At 64.5% G+C, this 19932-nt stretch carries 17 protein-coding genes; 8 read left to right on the forward strand and 9 right to left on the reverse strand.

The features are described 5' to 3' along the window. Window positions 1–46: 46 nt before the first annotated feature. The 7 genes from BANT918_RS15605 to purD all read right to left on the reverse strand — a co-directional run bounded on the left by BANT918_RS15605 (window position 47) and on the right by purD (window position 9998). Window positions 47–901 (reverse strand): ABC transporter permease, encoded by an 855-nt coding sequence (locus BANT918_RS15605; protein ID WP_101621092.1) that lies wholly within the window; start codon window positions 899–901, stop codon window positions 47–49. Between the two features lies 1 nt (window position 902). Next, on the reverse strand, window positions 903–1808 hold the full coding sequence (locus BANT918_RS15610) for an ABC transporter permease (protein WP_101621093.1): 906 nt from the start codon (window positions 1806–1808) through the stop codon (window positions 903–905). Continuing rightward, on the reverse strand, window positions 1805–2968 hold the full coding sequence (locus tag BANT918_RS15615; RefSeq protein ID WP_101621120.1) for a polyamine ABC transporter substrate-binding protein: 1164 nt from the start codon (window positions 2966–2968) through the stop codon (window positions 1805–1807). The genes BANT918_RS15610 and BANT918_RS15615 overlap by 4 nt, the downstream gene beginning before the upstream one ends. Continuing rightward, window positions 2961–4121, reverse strand: a complete 1161-nt coding sequence (locus BANT918_RS15620; RefSeq protein WP_101621094.1) for an ABC transporter ATP-binding protein — start codon at window positions 4119–4121, stop codon at window positions 2961–2963. Before BANT918_RS15620 ends, BANT918_RS15615 begins: the two co-directional genes overlap by 8 nt. Next, a complete protein-coding gene (locus BANT918_RS15625; RefSeq protein ID WP_101621095.1) occupies window positions 4118–5812 on the reverse strand; it encodes an amidohydrolase in 1695 nt (564 codons plus the stop codon). Before BANT918_RS15625 ends, BANT918_RS15620 begins: the two co-directional genes overlap by 4 nt. A 157-nt stretch (window positions 5813–5969) precedes the next feature. After that, window positions 5970–7466, reverse strand: a complete 1497-nt coding sequence (locus BANT918_RS15630) for an aminobutyraldehyde dehydrogenase (RefSeq protein ID WP_101621096.1) — start codon at window positions 7464–7466, stop codon at window positions 5970–5972. A 264-nt stretch (window positions 7467–7730) separates the two neighbouring features. Further along, window positions 7731–9998 carry a phosphoribosylamine--glycine ligase gene (purD, locus tag BANT918_RS15635; RefSeq protein WP_101621097.1) on the reverse strand — a complete coding sequence of 756 codons (2268 nt, stop codon included), beginning with the start codon at window positions 9996–9998 and terminating at the stop codon, window positions 7731–7733. A gap of 33 nt (window positions 9999–10031) precedes the next feature. On the opposite strand from purD, the gene BANT918_RS15640 reads away from it, so the two are divergent. Genes BANT918_RS15640 through BANT918_RS15655 form a run of 4 tightly spaced genes read left to right on the forward strand, consistent with a single transcriptional unit; the run spans window position 10032 to window position 13923 of the window. Beyond that, window positions 10032–11120: an asparaginase gene (locus BANT918_RS15640; RefSeq protein ID WP_101621098.1), complete on the forward strand. Its 1089-nt coding sequence runs from the start codon at window positions 10032–10034 to the stop codon at window positions 11118–11120. Between the two features lie 15 nt (window positions 11121–11135). Next, the gene (locus BANT918_RS15645) at window positions 11136–11537 is read left to right on the forward strand and encodes a sterol carrier family protein (RefSeq protein ID WP_208618145.1); all 402 of its coding nucleotides are present in this window, start codon (window positions 11136–11138) and stop codon (window positions 11535–11537) included. Continuing rightward, window positions 11534–12976, forward strand: coding sequence for an aldehyde dehydrogenase family protein (locus BANT918_RS15650; RefSeq protein WP_101621100.1), 1443 nt, complete (start codon window positions 11534–11536; stop codon window positions 12974–12976). The genes BANT918_RS15645 and BANT918_RS15650 overlap by 4 nt, the downstream gene beginning before the upstream one ends. Window positions 12977–13014: 38 nt before the next feature. Beyond that, window positions 13015–13923, forward strand: coding sequence for a DMT family transporter (locus BANT918_RS15655; RefSeq protein WP_101621101.1), 909 nt, complete (start codon window positions 13015–13017; stop codon window positions 13921–13923). Between the two features lie 107 nt (window positions 13924–14030). On the opposite strand, the gene BANT918_RS15660 is transcribed toward BANT918_RS15655, so the two are convergent. Beyond that, window positions 14031–15011, reverse strand: a complete 981-nt coding sequence (locus tag BANT918_RS15660; RefSeq protein WP_101621121.1) for a universal stress protein — start codon at window positions 15009–15011, stop codon at window positions 14031–14033. Window positions 15012–15172: 161 nt separating this feature from the next. Here BANT918_RS15660 and BANT918_RS15665 point away from each other — a divergent pair, with 161 nt between their 5' ends. From BANT918_RS15665 to purM, 3 genes are read left to right on the forward strand one after another with little or no spacing between them, the layout of a single operon-like run. Continuing rightward, window positions 15173–15628: a hypothetical protein gene (locus BANT918_RS15665; protein WP_167389498.1), complete on the forward strand. Its 456-nt coding sequence runs from the start codon at window positions 15173–15175 to the stop codon at window positions 15626–15628. 44 nt (window positions 15629–15672) lie between these two features. Then, window positions 15673–17154, forward strand: a complete 1482-nt coding sequence (purF, locus tag BANT918_RS15670) for an amidophosphoribosyltransferase (protein WP_101621102.1) — start codon at window positions 15673–15675, stop codon at window positions 17152–17154. Between the two features lies 1 nt (window position 17155). Further along, window positions 17156–18250, forward strand: coding sequence for a phosphoribosylformylglycinamidine cyclo-ligase (gene purM, locus BANT918_RS15675; RefSeq protein WP_101621103.1), 1095 nt, complete (start codon window positions 17156–17158; stop codon window positions 18248–18250). 400 nt (window positions 18251–18650) lie between these two features. Here the strand turns inward: purM and BANT918_RS15680 are convergent, their stop codons facing one another. After that, complete coding sequence (locus BANT918_RS15680; protein WP_101621104.1) at window positions 18651–18878, reverse strand: DUF3073 domain-containing protein; 228 nt, start codon at window positions 18876–18878, stop codon at window positions 18651–18653. Window positions 18879–19006: 128 nt separating this feature from the next. On the opposite strand from BANT918_RS15680, the gene BANT918_RS15685 reads away from it, so the two are divergent. Then, window positions 19007–19822 carry a hypothetical protein gene (locus BANT918_RS15685; protein ID WP_101621105.1) on the forward strand — a complete coding sequence of 272 codons (816 nt, stop codon included), beginning with the start codon at window positions 19007–19009 and terminating at the stop codon, window positions 19820–19822. Window positions 19823–19932 lie beyond the last annotated feature (110 nt).

Below are 19932 nucleotides of genomic sequence, written 5' to 3' on the forward strand. Positions count from 1 at the left end.
CCAGCCTCGGCGAGGGCCCGGGGCCCCGGGTCCCGGGCCCTGGGGATCATCCGGCCATGGTCTTGATGATCTCCGTTGAGCTGCCCCCGGTCTTGCGCAGAGCCAGGGCGCAGACGCCGAGCGCGATGAGAGTGAGCAGGAACATGAGAGTGGAGATCGCGGCGATCTCGGGCCGCAGCGCCACCTTGACCGCAGCGAAGATGTAGACCGGCCAAGGTGTCGAACCCGGCAGCTGGACGAAACTCGAGAGGATCGTATTGTCCAGGCTGAGCGTGAACGACATGAGGGCACCGGCGAAGATGCCGGGAGCCGCTATCGGCAGAGTGATATCTCGGAACCTCCGCCACACATTCGCACCGAGATCGGCCGCAGCTTCCTCAAGCTGACGATTCATGCCGGCCAGCCGTGCACGGATGATGAAGGTCACGACCGCCATTGAGAACATCGCATGCGAGATGATGAGGCGAACCATGCCGTTATTGAACGGAGTCAGTCCCCAATCGACACCGAGGGTGACGAACCAAGGCAAGAAGGCGATGCCGTCGACGATCTCCGGGGTGAACAGCGTCGCGCCGAGGACGACGGTGAGTCCCACTGCCCACCACACCCCACGCTTGGCCCGGGCCAGGGCGACACCGCCGATGGTGCCGAATATCGTCGCAACGATCGCCGACCCGACAGCAGCCTGGAGGCTCGTTAACACGGTGGCGACGATGACGTCGTTCTCGAGGCCGCTGACGTAGGCGTTGAAGCCGAACTCTTGGAAGTTCGCGAGAACCTTGCCGTTGTTGAACGAGTAGGCGACGATGACAGCGATCGGAAGGAACAGGTAGATGAAGACGAGGATTCCCCAAGCGTTGAGGAGCCTATCGGTCAGCGGCTTGCGGATCGTGTAGGCCATGTCAGACCCTCCCGTTCGAGATCGGAATACTGTTGGCTTTCGCCGCGATGAGCTGCCCGATCTTGAGCAGAGCGAAGCCGAAACCCACGACGATGACGGTTGCGGCGATGAGGACAACAGCCATGGCCGAACCGAGTGCCCAGTTCTGAGCGGAATTGAACTGTTCGGCGATGAGCTGGCCGATCATCGACCCGCTTGCTCCACCGAGCACGGTGGCAGTGATGTAGTCGCCGTTGAGTGGGATGAACACGAGCAGGCAGCCCGAGATGACACCCGGCATCGCCATCGGCAGGGTCACCTTGAGGAAGGTCTTGACCTTGTTCGCGCCGAGGTCGTAGCTGGCTTCGCGCAGCTTGGTGCCCGAACGGTCGATGGCGACGAAGAGCGGCAGGATCATGAGCGGAAGATAGTTGTAGACGACTCCGATCTGGACCGCTGTGTGGGTATAGAGGATGTCGATCCTCTCCTGGGTCAGGCCCAGTGCCAGCAGTCCTTCGGAGAAGAATCCGGTGGGGGAGAGGATGATCTGCCAGCCGAGTGTGCGGACGAGGAAGTTCGTCCAGAACGGCACCATGACCAAGGCTAGTGCGAGGCTGCGCCGCGCCGGTGCGATCTTCACCGCGATCCAGTAGGCGAAGGGCAGAGCGATGAGCAGGCAGAAGAACGTGCCGAGGAGCGAGATCCGGAGGGTCGCGAAGAAGGTCGACATGAAGGCCGGGGTCATCGCTTCGGGGAACCGGTCGAAGCTGAGTTTGTCGGTGGCCACTGCAGTGTAGATGTCGGGCTTGTAGCCGAAGCTGAAGAAGATCACCATCGCCACGGGGATGATGAAGAAGAAAACGACGTATGCCCACGTGGGGAACGACAATGCTGCAGGGCCGAAGACTCTGTTGCGAAGTGGAATCATGCTGCTCCCGACCTCCTTTTGGCCTCGGTGAGGATGTCGACTCGTGCCGCCATGCCTTCGTTGAAGATGCTGGCCTCGAGACGATCGAGGACCTTCTGGTCGGGGAAGATGAGATCGATATTGTCGAACTTGGCCTTCCTCGCTTTCTCCTCCGAGCCTTTGACCCCGATCGGGTAGCCGATGTATTCGATCTGAGGCATGGAGTTCTCGGGGGAGATCATGAAGTTGATGAACTCATGCGCGGCATCGGGATGTGGAGCCCCGGTGGCGATCGCCCAGCAGTCCATCCACAGGTTCGCTGAGGGAGTCGGGAAGACATACTCCCAGTCGTCGGGATTTTCGACCTCGTTGAACCCCTGTCGCGCATCGCCGTTGTAGGACTGCATGAGGTCGAAGCTGCCCTGGATCATGCCCGTCGATGCACTGCCGAAGTACGCACGGACGTGGGGTGCGACCTCATCGACGATGATCTTCTTCGCTTCCTCAAGCTCCTTGTCGTCGGTCGTGTTGAGGCTATATCCGAGGGTGGCCAGCGAGATCGCTGCGAGCTCCCAGGGGTCGGAGAGCAACGAGGTCCGTCCGGAAGCCTCGCCACCGGCTGCGTCGATGAAGTCCTGCCAGGAGGTCATCTCACGGGAGATGACATCGGTGCGGTAGGCATAGCCGGTTGTACCCCAGGCCTTGCAGATCGTGTACTTGTTGCCGGGGTCGAAATCCTGGTCAGTGAAGTTCGGATCCATGTGGGAGAAGTTCGGAATCAGCGATAGGTCCAGGGGCTGGAGCAGGTCGTGGCCGGCGAATCTGTCGATCTGGGACCCGGTCGGGACGACGACGTCGTAGCCGGAAGTGCCGCGACTCGAGGACAGCTTGGCGATGAGCTCTTCGTTCGACCCGTAGGAGTCGACTTGGAGGAGAACGTCGAAATCGTCGCGGAACTGCCCCAGCAGATCTGGAGAGTCGTAGTCGCCCCATGTGTAGAGGTTGAGCTTTGACTCGATCTCACCGTCGATCGGCGGCGAGGCGGCCATCGACGTATTCCGCCCGCAGGCGGTCAGTGCCCCGAGGCCGAGGACGCCGAACCCGGCCAGAGCTGCTCGGCGCGTGATCGCGTCGACCTTGTGGTTCGGTGCGAGGACATTGATCGGGGAGTGCTCATTCATCAGCGAACACCGCCACCGCATCTGAGTCCCAGGCCAGCGCGACCTCATCTCCCTGGTCGAAGATTTGAGCGCCCGCCGCCGGGACTCGAGCGAGGACTTCGTCGTTCGTTCCCGAACGCACCATGTACTGAACGACATCGCCGAGGAACGAGGTGGAGATGACGATGCCGGGTGCGGTGTTCGGCGTTGTTCCGGCGGCAGAATCGGCTCCGGTGACTCGCATTCGCTCGGGCCGGATGGCGGCCTGAACTGCAGAGCCCTGACGCAGCGGTCCACCGCTTGAGGAGGAATGTGCTGTGGCAGGCTTGGCCTCAACCGCACTCGTGTGCATCACCGAGTTCTTACTCTGCAGCGTGGCACCTGAATCTCCTATTTCGGAGACGGTGACCGGGATGAAGTTCTGTTTGCCGATGAAGCTCGCGACGAACCGATTGCCCGGCTCCTCGTAGATCTCCTCCCCACTGCCTATCTGCTGGATGACTCCGTCGTACATGACGACGATGCGGTCACTCATCGCCAGTGCCTCGTCCTGGTCGTGGGTGACGAAGACGAATGTCGTCCCAAGCTTCGTGTGGAGGCGTTTGAGCTCGAGCTGCATCTCCTCCCGCAGCTTCCGGTCAAGGGCAGACATCGGCTCGTCGAGGAGGAGAACCTGCGGACGGTTGACCAGAGCCCTGGCCAAAGCGATGCGCTGCTGCTGACCGCCCGAGAGCTGTTCAGGTTTGCGGCCGGCGAAGTCCTCCATCTGAACGAGCGCCAGGACCTCACGAACGCGATCGGCGATCTCCGCTTTCGGAGTCTTGGACTGCTTGAGCCCGTAGGCGATGTTGTCGGCGATGTTCATATGCGGGAACAACAGGTAGGACTGGAACACCGTGTTGACCGGACGCCGGTGCGGGGGAAGGCTGACGATGTCCTTGCCGGAAAGCAGGATTGCGCCGTCGGTCGGGACCTCGAACCCGGCGATCATGCGCAGCAGGGTCGTCTTGCCGCAGCCCGAGGGGCCCAGCAGTGACAGGAACTCGCCCTTGCGCACCGACAGATCGAGCCTCTCGATCGCGGTGTTGTCCCCGAATACCTTCTTCACTCCCTGAATCTCCAGGTGTTCGAGCTGGGTGGGCGCCGTTGTGTCGGCAGTGGCTGTCGTGGTCATGATTGCCTTTCAGCGTGTGTGTCTGCAACGGGCTCTGCGGTGGTGGCGGGCTCTGCGGTGGTGGGCGCTGCGGTGGTGACGTCGTGGACGATGCGGCCACCCGCGATCGTCAGCTGGTTGTGCACCTCGGCGAGCCTCTGTGGGGGAATGTCGAAGGGGTTCGCGCTGGCCAGCGCGAGGTTCGCGATCTGGCCGGCGCGGATGGTTCCGTTGATCTTCGAGCGCAGCAGGTGCGCGGAACCGGAGGTGTAGGCGCTGAGCGCGGTCGACAGGTCGATGGCCTGTTCGGGCAGGAGTGGTGCAGGGTCGCCGGCATCGGGATGCGAACGGTTGACTGCCACATGGATGGCCTCCCACGGGTTCGGTGTCGACACCGGCCAATCCGACCCCATCGCCAGGTGCGTGCCCGCATCGGCGAAGGACTTGAACGGGTAGAGCCAGCGGGAGCGTTCGGCGCCGAGGTAGGGAAGGTTGAGGTCGAGCAGCTGCTGGTCGTGACAGGCCCACAGGGCCTGCAGGTTCGCGGTGATCCCGAGCTGAGCGAAGCGGGGAATGTCGACGGGGTCGACGACCTGCACGTGGGCGATGTGATGCCGTCGTTCTCTGCCCTTGACCTCGGAGTCGCCTGGGCCGGTCCCGATGGCATCGAAGGCGTCGAGGGCCGCCTTGTTGGCAGCATCGCCTATCGCATGGCAGTGGATGTCGAAGCCTGCCGCGTCGAGGGCGGCGAAGGATCGGTGGAGGTGTTCGCGGGTGAAGTAGCTGGTGCCGAAACCGCCGCAGGGGCAGCTGTACTCAGCACTCATCGCGGCAGTCCGGGATTCGACGATGCCGTCGAGCATGAACTTCACCGAGGTGGTGCGGAAGCCCCCGTGGGTGCGCCGCTGCTCGAGCAGGGCTGCGACTTGGGCGTCGATGTCGTCGACGTCACGGGGCCACCACAGGCTGCCGACCACCTCGGCGGACAGCTCGCCGGTGTCCTTGGCTTCGACATAGGCGTCGAAGGGGGAGCGGTGGCCGGAGTAGTCGCCGACGATGGCGTCCATCCAGGCGGTGATGCCGAAGCCATGGAGGTAGGACTGCCCGGCGAGGAGACCGGCGCGGATGTCAGCATCGGTGGCGGCCGGGACGTGGGCGGAGACGAGATCCATGGCTGATTCGTGCAGGCACCCGGTCGGTGCTCCTGCTTCGTCCCGCTCGATCACGCCCCCGGGTGGGGCAGGCGTGGAGGCGTCGAGGCCGGCGAGGTCCATGGCCTTCGAATTCACCCAGGCTGAATGGTGGTCTGCGCTGAGTAAGATGATGGGCCGGTCCGGACTCAGCTCGTCGAGAATCGCAGCGGACGGCGCACCGCCGGGGAAGTCGGCCATCGACCACCCGCCTCCGGTCACCCAGGCGCCAGCGGCGGTTGCGGCCACATAGTCGCCGATCACCTCGAGTGAGGCCTCAAGGCCCTGTGTTCGGCTGAGATCGCAGGCCAGAGACTCCTGCCCGCCGAACGTCGTGTGCACATGGGCGTCGACGAATCCGGGCGTGATCAGCTTCCCCGTGGCCAAGATGGTGTCTTTGGCAGGGTCTGCGGCCTCGCCGGTGCCGATCTCGGTGATGATTCCATCGCGGATGCTGATGCGGTTCGCAGGCAGGATGGAGTGACCGTCGAAGATGCTGACGTCGAGAATATCGAGGTTCATGTTCCTCCCGACTTCCTTGTCGAAGGTGAGGCAAGCGCGCCGGACGCGCTGGCCAGGATGTCATTGTATGTGCACCGGGGCATCGGGCCACAGGATTTCGGGTGAGCTGTTATCGGCTCGTGCCCGAGCTGGTGACTCGACGGCCCCTCGCGATGTGTCAGGACGTGAAGATGGTGTCCTGCCATTCGTGGTGCGGGTCCTCGTGCTGGTCGATGAAGACGTGCTTGACCTGCGTGTACTCATCGAATGAGTACTGGCTCATGTCCTTGCCGAAGCCAGAGGCCTTGTACCCGCCGTGAGGCATGTCGGAGACGATCGGGATGTGCTCGTTGATCCACACGCATCCGGCCTCGATGTCGGCCGCGGCACGCATCGTCCGGTTCGTGGTCGTCGTCCAGGCGCTCGCCGCCAGCCCGTATGGGGTGTCGTTGGCCAGTTCGATGGCTTCGTCGTCGGTGTCGAAGGCGATCGCGACGAGGACAGGACCGAAGATCTCCTCGCGCCATACCTCGGCGTCGGTGTCGATTCCGCTGATCAGCGTGGGCGCGTAGTAGGCCGTTGACTCGGTGTTACCGGGCAGGGCTTCGCCGAGGTGGTTCGTCGTCGGGACCTGCCCGCCGCAGTGGATTGTGGCCCCGGCTTCACGGGCGCGGTCGACCATGTCGGAGACTCGTGAGCGGTGGGTCAGCGAGATGAGGGACCCCATGTCCGTGGCGGGCTCGCACGGGTTGCCGACGCGGACGCCGTCCATGAGTTCGGTGACCCGATTCGTGAAGGCCTCGAAGTGCTCGCGGGCGACGATGGCGCGGGTGGCCGCGGTGCAGTCCTGTCCGGAGTTGATGAGCGACCCGGCCACGGCACCGCGTGCGGCGGCTTCGATGTCGGCGTCGTCGAAGACCACGAACGGAGCCTTGCCACCGAGCTCAAGGTGGACGCGGGACCCCTTGGCCGCGGCGAGTTCCATGATGCGCCGACCGACCTTCGTCGACCCGGTGAAGGAGGACATGACGACGTCGGGGTGGGTGATGAGCGCTTCTCCGGCTTCGAGCCCGTCACCGGCGATGACGTTGATGACACCGGGGGCGAAGCCTGCGGCGGTGGCAGCCTCGGCGAGGATGAGTGAGGTTCCGGGAGTCATCTCCGAGGTCTTGAGCACGATCGTGTTGCCGGCAGCCACGGCGGGGAAGATCTTCCACGCGGCCATCTGCAGCGGGTAGTTCCAGGGGGCGATCGAACCGACGACGCCGAGGGGCTCACGCCTGGTCATCGACGTCGACTTCTCCCAGTAGGTGCCGGCCGCCAGTCCTGTCAGCTGCCGCGCGGCTCCGGCGAAGAACTTCGCAGTGTCGATCGAGCCGGGCACATCGAACCCCTGAGCCAGGCGAATGGACTTGCCGGTCTGCTGGGATTCGAGTTCGGCAAGCTCCTCGGCACGGGCTTCGAGCTGCGTCGCCAGTCCGAGCATCAGCTCTGCCCGTTCTCCGGGAGTCAGCGCCTTGAAGGCTGGATAGGCGGCCTTCGCCGAGGCGACCGCTTCGTTGACGTCGGCGGCGTTCGCGAGAGTGTACTCACCGGTTCTCTCACCCGTGGCGGGGTTGACGAGTGTGAAGGAGTCGCCGCGGCCTTCGTGATAGCTGCCATTCCAGTAATGCATAGTGTCACTTCCAACCGAGTTGCACGTCAGTGTGTGGTTTCGGGCGACCAGATGTGTCGCCGGTCACTGTTCACCACACCATAGCGGAACCACTGGGCAGATTCCACCGATTCCGTTGCGTGAGATGGCTGTGAGTGGAGAAAACTATTGGAATACGTACCAGGCGTACTGAAACAGTGCCGATGCTTGCGTATTCCGTGGATCGGTCTGGTTCGACGCAGGCGCCATTGGCCCAATGTCATCTTTCGGCGAAGTGTTGGGCTCTCAGCCGGGGAACTTCTGGCCGGTGAGCTTCTGGAAGGCCTCGATGTAGCGGGCACGGGTCTTCTCAACCACCTCGGCGGGCAGCGCCGGTGGGGGAGTGTCCGAGGACTTGTCCCAACCGGACTCCTTCGTCAGCCAGTCGCGGACGAACTGCTTGTCGAAGCTCTCCTGCGCTTGGCCTGCCTCGTAGCTCTCGGCATCCCAGAAGCGCGATGAATCCGGAGTGAGCACCTCGTCGCCGAGAACCATCGTCCCGTCGGGCAGGGTCCCGAACTCGAACTTCGTATCGGCGAGGATGATGCCGCGCTCGCGGGCGATGGCCTCGGCCCGCTGGTAGATCTCGATCGTCAGGTCACGGGCCTTCTCGGCCGCCTCGGCGCCGATGGTCTCCGTGATCTGAGCGAAGCTGACGTTCTCGTCATGGTCGCCGAGTTCCGCCTTGGTCGCCGGAGTGAAGATAGCGGGCTCCAGGCGGTCGGCCTCGATGAGACCGGCCGGCAACTGGATTCCGCACACGGAGCCAGTGGCCTTGTAATCGGCCATTCCCGAGCCGGTGAGGTAGCCGCGGGCCACGCATTCGATGGGCAGCATCGACAGGTTCTTGACGATGAGACCGCGACCGGCCACAGCCTCGGGAACGGTGGAGCTGATGACATGGTTGCCGATGATCTCCGACAGCTGGTCGAACCACCACAGGCTCAGCCCGGTCAGAACCTTGCCCTTGTCCGGGATCTCGGAGTCGAGAACCCAGTCATAGGCGGAGATGCGATCCGAGGCGACCATGAGCAGCTGCTTCGCCGAAGCCGCATCGGCGGCTGTGTCGGGAATGTAGAGGTCGCGGACCTTGCCTGAGTACACGTGCCTCCAGCCCGGAAGTTCGGCAGCCGTGGAGTCGAGTCCCGCCGAGGCCGGTGCCTCTGCGGGGGCCGGGTAGATGTCGGCCACGGCGATCTGCCCGCGGGCGGCCACCTCGGCGATGTCGGTGCGGTGCTGTTCGCCGTCCCATTTGACCTCGTCCACGGCGGCATAGGCCTTAGCCCGTGCCTCGTCGAGGCCGTTGCCGAGCGAGACGACGGAGAGCACGCGGCCACCGGCGGTGACGATGTCTCCGGTCTCGGCGACGTCTTCGGAGATGACGGTGTCCTCGGGAGCGAACCCGGCGCCGGTATCGGTGGCGCGGGCGGTCCCGGCATGGAGGATGTGCACGTCGTCGAGGTCATCGGCCGTGTTGAGGCCGCGGATGATGTCGCCCGTGCGGGGTGTGCTCGGGTAGTTCTCGGCGGCCATGACCACGGTCACCGAGGTGCGCGGATCCCAGTCGAGGTCACCGACCTCGTCGAGGCGACCCTCGGCGGCGGCGAGCATGGTCTGTCCCAGCGGGCTGCGCAGGCGGGCGAGCACGGACTGGGTCTCGGGGTCACCGAAGCGCACGTTGAACTCCACGACTCGCATGCCCTTCGAAGTCAGGGCGAGTCCGCAGTAGAGGAGGCCGACGAACGGGGTGCCGCGGCGGGTCATCTCATCGACGACAGGCTGAGCGACGGTGGTGACGATGTCGTCGACGGTGCCGGCCGGGATCCACGGCAGCGGTGAGTAGGCGCCCATGCCGCCGGTGTTGGGTCCGGTGTCACCGTCGCCGATGCGTTTGAAGTCCTGGGCCGGAGCCAGCGGCAGCGTGTGCTGGCCGTCGCAGAGGACGAAGAGGGAGACCTCGGGACCGTCGAGGTAGTCCTCGATGACGACCCGGTCGGAGACCTCGAGGCAGGAGCTGGCGTGGGTCAGAGCCTCGGCGCGATCCGAGGTCACGACGACGCCCTTGCCCGCTGCCAGGCCATCGGCCTTGACCACGTAGGGGGCGCCGAATTCGTCGAGGGCAGCAGCCGCCTCGTCGGGGGTATAGGCGACCACGGCGCGTGCGGTGGGCACGTTCGCGGACTCCATGATCTCCTTCGCAAACGCCTTCGATCCCTCGAGGACCGCGGCCTCGGAACTGGGTCCGAAGACCGGGAACGAGGACTCACGCAGGGCGTCGGCGACCCCGGCGACCAGTGGTGCCTCGGGGCCGATGACGACGAGGTCGACGTCAAGCGTCTCCGCCAGAGCGGTGACTGCCGCGGCGTCGTTCATATCAACGGCTTCGGTGTGCGCGATCGCTGCGATTCCCGGGTTGCCGGGTGCGGCGATGACGGCGTCGACCTGAGGGTCGCGACTGAGAGCAAGGACGAGGGCGTGTTCGCGGGAGCCCGAACCGATGACAAGAACCTTCACCCCACCAGACTATAAGGTCGTAGGCTTGAGTGCGTGACTCGTTCCACTTTCGTTTCCGCCGACGCCGCCGAGTTGGCCTTCGTCGAGCGCAGCGGGTTCGTCGAATCCCGCCACATCGGTTCCGCCGTCGTCCTCGACCCGGATGGATCGCCCCTGATCAGCCTGGGTGCCCCCGAAGTTCCCGGGTTCACCCGGTCGAGCCTCAAACCCCTCCAAGCCATCGCCGCAATGAATCTCGGCGCCGATATCAGAGGCACGTGGGCGGCGCTGGCCACCGCGTCCCATCAATGCGAGGCCGGCCATGCCGAGGCGGTTGCCGGGATGCTCGGTTCCGTCGGGCTGAGCCCTGATGACCTGCACTGCCCGTCCGCGCACCCCGCCGACGGGGCCTTCCGCCGGAGCCTGCAGGAAGCTGGCGGCGACCCGAAGTCGCCCCTGTACTTCAACTGCTCCGGCAAGCATGTGGCGTTCCTCATGGCCGCCACGGCCATCGGCGCGACCACCACGAATTACCTTCAGCCCACTCATCCGGTGCAGGCCAAGGTCGCCGAGGTGGTCGAGACCTTTGCCAGCGAGAGCCCGGCCGCAGTGGGCACAGACGGCTGCGGGGCCCCCGTCTTCGCACTCAGCCTGGTCGGCCTGGCACGGGCGATCGGCCGCGTGGTGCGGCTGGGCAGTGCAGATCCTGCCACAGCAGACGCGAACCCGATGACCACCTCGGCGGCGGAGCCCTATGCCTCCTATGCGAGCGAGGCCCGCACCCTGATGGATGCTGTCTTCGCCGAACCCTGGGCGATCGAAGGCCACGGCAAACCGAACACAACGGTCATCGACCGACTCGGTGTCTTCGCCAAGGGCGGGGCCGAAGGCGTCATCGTCATGGCCACGAAATCCGGGTACTCGGTCGCGCTGAAATGCCTCGACGGTTCGTCACGGGCGACGGGTCTCGTGGCCCTGACCCTGTTGCAGAAGGCCGGAGCCCTTCCAGACGTCGACGACGAACTCCTCGACGAGTTAAGCGCAGCGATCACCGGGCCCGTCACCGGGGGCATCGATTCCGAGGGGCGGACGGCAGTTGTCGGTCGGGTCATCGTGGGTGAAGATGTAGCGAGGATCAGGTAAGAGGGAGAGTCACTGATGGCGATTCGCAGAAGGATTGACCCCGACGAGGGGCGCAACGCCCTTGAGATGTGGGTGGCGCATTCAGACGCCGACGCAGCACCGGCAGATCGGCCGACCCTGGCCACTGCAGTGAGATTCACGCTCGAGGAACTGGCGTCGCGTGCTGAGGGCAACAGCGTCGAGGTTCGCGTCCCGCCGTTCGGAGTCACCCAGTGCATTCCCGGGCCCCGGCACACCCGCGGCACACCGCCCAACGTCGTCGAAACCTCGGCGCAGGTGTGGTTGGAGATCGTGACCGGTCAGACCGAATTCTCCGCCGCGCTCGCCGAAGGCTCGGTCGACGCTTCGGGCACACGCGCGGACATCAGCGACTTCGTCCCTCTGTACACATCGGCAGAATTGGAAGGCCGGCGATGAACGCCCAGATCACCCAGACCACCTCATTCATCGGTGGATGCCACGTCCCCTCGCTGACCACCTACGCCAACGTCGACCCGGCCACGGGCGAGCACCTCGGTGATGTGTCCCGCGGCGGAGCCGACGAGGTCGACCGTGCGGTCAAGGCTGCGGCCCGGGCGCAGCGGGAGTGGAAGCGCTCGAGCACCGAGCAGCGTTCGAAACTGCTAGTCACCACCGCCGAGGTGATCCGGGCCAACCGTGATGAGATGGCCGCCCTCGAATCCGAAGACACCGGCAAACCCCTGACCCAGGCCTACGCCGACGTCGACGTCTGCGCCCGCTACTTCGAGTTCTACGGTCACACCATCGAGTCCTACCACGGGCACTCGATCCCCATGGCCGAGGACATGCACGTCTACACCCGCCGCGAACCCTACGGCGTGACCGGGCACATCGTGGCCTGGAACTACCCGCTCCAGCTCATCGGCCGCGCCGCTGCGACCTCGCTGGCCACCGGCAATTGTGCCGTGGCCAAACCCGCCGACGAAACGCCGCGCTCCACGGTCCGCCTGGCCGAACTCATCCATTCCGTGGGCTTTCCCGCCGGCGCGTTCAACGTGGTCACAGGCAAGGGCAGTGAGGCGGGCGCGGCATTGGCAGCCCACCCGGGCATCGCGCATCTGGGCTTCGTGGGCTCGACGCAGGTCGGCTCGCAGATCGCTCACGCCGCAGCCGATCGGGTCATCCCGACGGTGCTCGAACTGGGCGGAAAGTCGGCGAACATCGTCTTCTCCGACGCCGATGTCGACGCAGCCATCCCGTCCCTGGTCCGGTCGGTCATCCAGAACGCCGGCCAGACCTGTTCGGCCGGTTCCCGACTCATCGTCGCCCAGGACGTCCACGCCGAGGTGGTCGAGAAGATGGCGGCCGCGATGGAGAAGGTGACCATCGGCTACGGCATCGACGACCCCATGCTCGGGCCCCTGATCTCGACGAAGCAGCAGTCCCGCGTCGAAGGGTTCCTCTCCGACATCGGCAACGCCCAGATCGTCACCGGCGGGACCAGGCCCGAGGGCCTCGCCGAGGACCTCGTCGGTGGCGCCTTCATCACTCCGACGCTTGTCGACAATGTGTCCCCGGGCTCGAGGATCGCGCAGGAGGAGGTCTTCGGCCCCGTCGTCGTGGCCATGACCTTCGACGACGAAGAAGAAGCGATCTCCCTGGCCAACGGCACCGACTACGGCTTGGTCTCGGCCCTGTGGACACAGAACATCTCCCGAGCTCATCGGGTCGCCGCCGAGGTGGAGGCCGGGCAGATCTTCGTCAACACCTACGGTGCCGGCGGGGGAGTGGAACTGCCCTTCGGCGGATTCAAGAAGTCCGGCTACGGCCGCGAGAAGTCCATCGAAGCCTTCGACGAGTACACGCAGACGAAGACCGTCGTCGTGAAGCTGTGAAATCGTGACGCTGTGAAACGGGCAGATCGCGGTCGTCGATGACTCCTGCAGTCCTCGGACTGGTGCTGTTCGCCTCGGTGGCCCATGCCCTGTGGAACATTGCTGCGAAGTCCGTCTCCGGTAAGGGCTACGCCTTCGTGCTGGCCTATCACGGGCTGTCGGCGATCCTCCTGGCCCCGATCGCGGTCTGGCTGCTGGTCTCCGGAACACACGAGTTCAGCCTGGGACTCCTCAGTGCCGCAGTGCTCAGCGCAAGCTTCCACATCGCCTACTCGGTGGCCCTGCAATCCGGCTACGACCATGCTCCGCTGGGCGTCGTCTATCCCACGGCGCGCGGGGTCGGTCCGATCATCACGATCATCATCGCGGTGCTGTTCCTGGGTGAGCGGCCCACCCCGCCGGAGACCATCGGCGCCTTCATCGTCCTGGCCGGCATCGCGGTCGTAACGGTGCGACCGCGAGGTGCAGGCTTCGGGGCAGACAGCCACGGCTCTCATAGCCACGGCATAGGGCGCGGTCTGGCCTGGGGCGCGCTGATCGGAACCTTCATCGCCTCCTACACCTTGTGGGATGACTTCGCCGTCAACCACATCACCGACTCACCGCTGCTCTACTTCGCTGTTTCCGAAGCCTGCGTCGCAACCATCATGGCCTTGGGCATCGTGACGCTCCCCGGCGGTGCGGGGCGTCGCGGGGACGTCACATCGATCCTGGCCGAGCACAAGCGAGCCCTGGTCACCGTGGCCATCCTGTCCCCGTTGGCGTATCTGCTCGTCCTCTTCGCAATGCAGCAGGCACCGGTGTCCCTCGTGGCTCCTGTGCGGGAGACCTCGATCATCGTCGGCACACTGCTGGCCTGGTGGTTCTTCGGGGAGAAGAACATCGGCATGAAGCTGACCGGTGCGGTGGTCGTCGTCGCCGGCATCGGTCTCATCGCGCTGGGGTGAGTTCCCTCCCCGTCACCGCTGGGCACTTCTGCTCAGCGGTGACGGGGAGTGGTGCTGCGCCTCAACGCGCCAGCAGCCAGCGTCCCAGCGTCATGGCAGGGACGTTGTCAGCGCTTCTTCGCCGGCTTTCGGCGGAGTACGCGCACCACTCGTGTGGGGCACACAGAGTGTGAGAGTACGGCCTGGGAGGTCGACCCGAGGATCGTTGACACGAAACCGCCGCGACCGCGGGAACCGATGACCATGAGTTCGGCGCTGTAGGTGGCACTGATGAGCACCTCGGTGGCGGGGGCATCGAAGATCGACCACTGAACGTCAACCTCGGGGAACTCTTCCCTGAGGGACTTCACGGCTTCTTCCAGCGAGGTCACGGCTTCGTCGTACATCTTCACAAGGTGTATTTCGCTGGGCATCCATTCCGGCGAGAGCACGTGGGCGGCCGTGATGCCGACCAGGTGCAGGGGCAGGCCATAGATCCGAGCCTGTACGGCGGCGTCGCGCAGGACCGGGCCGTCGGTCTCGAAAGGATCGATCGCGGCGACGACCTCACCGCTGAAGTCGGGGCCGCTGTCGCCGGATTCGGCGGTGGCTGCCCGCGCGCCGGAGGAGCGTACAGGCGGGTCGATCGACAGGGGCCTCTCGGGCTTCGGGCGTTGGGGCCATGTGCTGGGGATGACCACGGTGGGGCAATGAGCGTGCGCGGGCATCGCCAGGGCCACGGACCCCAGCAGACGGCCGGCGAAACCACCACGACCGCGGGCGCCGATGACGGCGAGATCGGCGTTCTTCGAGTTGTCGACCAGCGCTCCAGAGGCATCCCCGGGAGAAACCACCGTCGATACCGGCACCGAGGCGTCGGTGACGGTTCGGGCGCTGTCATCGACGAGTTTCTGCACCGACCTCTTGATTGCTGTGTCGAAATCGGCCGGGTAGACGATGTCCGCTTGGGTCATATTGACACCGGGAACGGTGTACGCCGCCACGAGGCGAATCTCAGAAGCGGTCAGCTGCGCATGTCTGATCGCCCACTGCAGTGCGCCTTGGCTGTTGGCGGAGCCGTCGACTCCGACGATGATCGTATGGGACATGTCCACCCCTATGTGAGAAGCCGTACTGTGCTTTGTCTCCACCTTATGGGATTGCCCGGATAACTGCCTGGGAGCCGGCGGAAGAGTTCTCGACTAGACTGTCCGCGACTTGAGGTGCGGGCACTATGGGCCCGCCACCGACACCGTTGCTCGAGGAGATCATGAAGGACCAGATCGACGTCGCCGTTCGTCGCAGCCCCAAGTACTCGGTATTCATGGGACTCGGCGCGATCCTCGGTGTCCTCGTCGCAGGTGTACTCACGCTCCTCGTCGATCCCGAAGCGATACCCACCGGTTACACCGTGGCCAAGGGAGCGGGACTGCTCCTTCTCATCCTCGCCGTGGGCGGATTGTTCCTCGGCGGGCTTCTGGCGGTGATCCTGGACTGGCTGGGTCGGAGGAAGGCACGCAAGTACCGCGTCGACGCGGAGATCGACATGGTCGACGATCCCAAGGAGATCGCGCGTCGTCGTATCGCCGAAGCCAACGGCGAAGATCCCGACGCCAGTGTCACCTCGGACGACACCTCGGCAGGGGAGGCCCTCGGAGGCAATCGCTCCGCCAATGACAGTGCTGACGACGAGCCCCGGAACGGATCCTCGAGTACCGGAGTCTGATCAACTTGTGAAGTGGGGCTCACCGATGTGACATAATCCTTCGTGTGGCAAGAGGAGACGGGCAACTAACGCACGAAATCGACCCCCTGGACCGCGGACCTCAGGATGCTTGTGGAGTATTCGGAGTCTGGGCACCAGGCGAGGAGATCGCCAAACTCACCTACTTCGGGCTCTATGCTCTGCAGCACCGCGGACAGGAGTCCGCGGGCATCGCTGCCAGCAATGGCAAGCAGATCCTGATCTACCGCGACATGGGCCTGGTCTCACAGGTCTTCCACGAACGCGATCTCGAACTTCTGCAGGGCCACATCGCACTCGGGCACACGCGCTACTCGACGACCGGTTCGCCGTCGTTCGAGAACGCACAGCCCACGCTGGGCCCCACGCCGTTCGGCACCGTGGCGTTGGCACACAACGGCAACCTGACGAACTTCGACGAGCTCGAGGCTCTGGCCGACAGCCGTCGCGACGATGCCGACAAAGTCGTCAAGGACGCGACGAAGAAGGTCACCCGAACTCGGCCCTTCCGCGACTCCTCCAATGACACCTCCCTGGTCACAGAACTCTTCGCCACCGAAGAGGGCGAGAACCTCACCGAAGCGGCACTGAACCTCCTGCCCAAGGTCGAAGGTGCGTTCTCACTGGCCTTCATGGACGAGAACACCCTCTACGCTGCACGTGATCGCCACGGAGTCAGGCCGCTGTCACTGGGGCGAATGGAGAACGGCTGGGTCGTGGCCTCTGAGACCGCGGCGCTTGACATCGTGGGCGCCTCCTTCGTGCGCGACGTCGAACCGGGCGAACTCATCGCCATCGACGAAGATGGTCTGCGTTCCTTCCGATTCGCCGAACAGGACCAGGCCCGCTGCGTCTTCGAATACGTGTATCTGGCCCGGCCAGACAGTGTGCTCAACGGCAAGACCGTGCATGCAGCCAGAACCCAGATGGGCCGCCAGCTGGCCGACGAGTTTCCCGTCGATGCCGATCTCGTCATCGCCACCCCGGAATCGGGAACACCGGCCGCCGTCGGCTATGCCGAACGCTCCGGCATCCCCTTCGGTCAGGGGCTGATGAAGAACGCCTATGTCGGCCGCACATTCATCCAGCCCTCGGACACCCTGCGACAGCGCGGCATCCGACTCAAACTCAATCCGCTGCGCGAGAACATCGAAGGCAAACGGCTCGTCGTCGTCGATGACTCGATCGTGCGCGGAAACACCCAGCGTGCTCTCGTCCGGATGCTGCGCGAAGCCGGAGCGAAGGAGATCCATGTGCGCATCTCCTCGCCACCGGTCAAGTGGCCCTGCTTCTACGGCATCGACTTCGCGACCCGGGCCGAGCTCATTGCCAACGGCCTGAATATGGACGAGATCCGTGACAACCTCGGCGCCGACTCCCTGGGATACATCTCCCTCGATGGGATGATCGAAGCCACCCAGCAGGAGCGCAGCCAACTGTGCACCGCCTGCTTCTCAGGCGTTTACCCGATTCCTGTCAACAACACCCCCGCCGACAAAGGATGTTGAGTTGAGCACCGATCCAGCTAAGTCCACCACCTATGCCGCTGCCGGCGTCGACGTCGAGGCCGGTGACCGCGCCGTCGAACTGATGAAGTCCGCAGTTGCAGCCACCCACAACGCGAATGTCGTCGGCGAGGTGGGCGGTTTCGCCGGACTCTTCGACGTTTCAGTGTTCAAGGGCTTCGAACGTCCGCTGCTGGCCTCATCCACCGATGGCGTGGGCACGAAGGTCGCGATCGCGCAGGCTCTCGACAAGCACGACACCATCGGGTACGACCTGGTGGGCATGGTCGTCGACGACATCATCGTGTGCGGTGCCAAGCCTCTGTTCATGACCGACTACATCGCCTGCGGCAAGGTCGTGGCCGAACGCATCGCCGACATCGTGCGGGGCATCGCCGAGGCGTGCGCCAGCGCCGATGTCGCACTGGTCGGCGGGGAGACCGCCGAACACCCGGGCCTGCTCGGAGTCGACGACTACGATGTCGCCGGTGCCGCGACCGGTGTCGTCGAAGCGTCCAAACTGCTGGGACCTGAGAAGGTCGCAGCCGGTGACGTGCTCATCGGGTTGCCATCTTCTGGCATCCACTCGAACGGGTACTCCCTGGTCAGACACATCATCGCCGAGGCGGGCTGGGGACTGGATCGCAACGTGCCGGAATTCGGTCGCACTCTGGGGGAAGAGCTCCTCGTCCCCACCCACGTCTACACCGCTGAACTCAACGCCCTGTTCTCTGCTCTGCCCGATGCCGTGCATGCGGTCTCGCACGTCACCGGCGGGGGACTGTCTGCCAATGTGGCGCGCGTGCTGCCGAAGGGCCTCGTGGCGAAGATGTCGCGGGCGTCGTGGGAGATCCCTCCGGTCTTCTCCACCCTCGGCGATCTGGGCGGAGTCCCACAGGAAGACCGTGAGCGGACCTGGAACCTCGGCGTCGGCATGGTCCTCGTGTCCTCTGCTGCGTCCGTCGACAGTGTGCTCGCAGCCTGCCCCGGCTCATGGGTGCTCGGCGATGTCAGCGTCGACGACGGTTCACTGGCCTCGGAACTCGACTATGTCCAAGGCGCCAAGGGCGTCGACGGCGGAGCCGCAATCCTCGGCTGAGGGCATGGGCGTGGCGTGAGCGGACTTCGTGCCGGCTCATGCGCTTCGCGGCACACGCGCTTGCCGGCTCACGCGCTTCGCCTCGGCTCCCATCGGCTCGCGAGTCGTCCCGGAAACTCCAAAACGTCCCCTCGGCTCTAAAACGCCTCGTTGCTGAGGTTGTCAGTGAACCTGCCGGGGTGTGATGGCCAAGCAACTGTAGGGCGAGCACCCTCAGGGCAGAACACACCCAGGGCGAAACCCCTTCGGCTGGACAGTTCCTGCAGCAACCAGGCAACGCAGCAATCAGGCAACGCAGCCACCAGGCAACGCAGAAGGCGGAGGCCGTAGCCTCCGCCTTCGTGCTTGAGCGAATCCGATGCTCAGGTGCCCGAGCATCGATCATATCAGTGCTGATCGGTCAAGATTCGCGCTGTGTATAGTCGTCGTCTTCGTCGTCATCGTCGACGTTGTACTTGTCGGCGTAATCCGAATAGTCCGGCTCGTTGTCGTACGGATCTGACGAACCGGACGCCTGCGACTCGGAACCCAGTTCCTGCTGGAGTCTATTCAGGTCGGTGTCCGGGCTGTAGTATTTCAGCTTCCGGGCTACCTTGATCTGCTTTGCCTTTGCGCGGCCGCGACCCACTGGCGTGACCCCCTCCGTCGTCATGTGGGGCGAAGCGCCCCGGACTAGATCTCTGCTATGCGCTTAAATCCTACCTGTTCGCAGTGGGAAGTTCCATTTTGAGGCCCGACCTTGGATAGGCTGAACCCATGTCCTACAGTCGCGATTATGTTGTCACTCTGCGCATCTTCGAACCCATCGTGGTTCATTCCGCATTGCAAGACGAGCAGGTGGAAGACAACCGTGCTCGGGTCGAGGAGGAGGTCTCCGATGACGCCGACCAGCGCTTGATCTCACTGCCGCCGAGCCCTGTGGCTGAATCGTTTCGCAGCACCCCGATCTTCCTTCCGGCGTCTCAGACTTCGGACGGAGTCGATCGGTGCTGCCCCGCCCAGGAGGATATCCGCGGGTGGGAAGCGCTCGAAGCATTGAGCGAGCACACCTCGAAGGCGACGCTGGACATCATCGCTCCGAAGTCGGTGCGCAGGCGTGCAGCCAGTCGTCGCGCCGAGTGGCTCCAGGACGCCAAGGACACCCGGGTCTTCACCCGAGTCTCGGCCTGGGATGTGCCGCCGTCATGGTGGCTGTTCTTCTCGCTCGGCGAAGACCAGATCATCACGAACGAAACCGATGCCGGGCTCAGAGTCCTCATTCGTACGGACATCCTGGCAGCCTCGGCGAGAATGGAATGGGCTGCGGAGACCGTGGCAGACAAGTCCAAGGTCGTCGACATGGTCGAGCAGACATCGATTTTGGCGCAATGGGTCGACGGCTTCGACATGAACTCCGTACTCGAACTCGACCTGGGTGGGATGAGCGATGTGCTCTGGCCCAACGAGACACCGGAGCTCGTCGATTCGTGGGTGACCGCGCTGAGCAACGACGATCCAGAAACCGCGGTCGCATCCTTCCAGAAGTACGCGGCGATGTGGGAACAGCTCAATCTCTACGCTCGCAGTTCCTGAGCCCTTCCAACTACCTGACGGCGGCCCAGGCACCCCGCGCGAGGTTGCTGGAGCGCCGCTAGGTAGTTGGGGGAGGCAGGCGGCTACGATGGTCTGCGTACCCGCGGCGT

It is taken from the genome of Brevibacterium antiquum CNRZ 918 (assembly GCF_900169145.1).
Classification (GTDB): domain Bacteria; phylum Actinomycetota; class Actinomycetes; order Actinomycetales; family Brevibacteriaceae; genus Brevibacterium; species Brevibacterium koreense.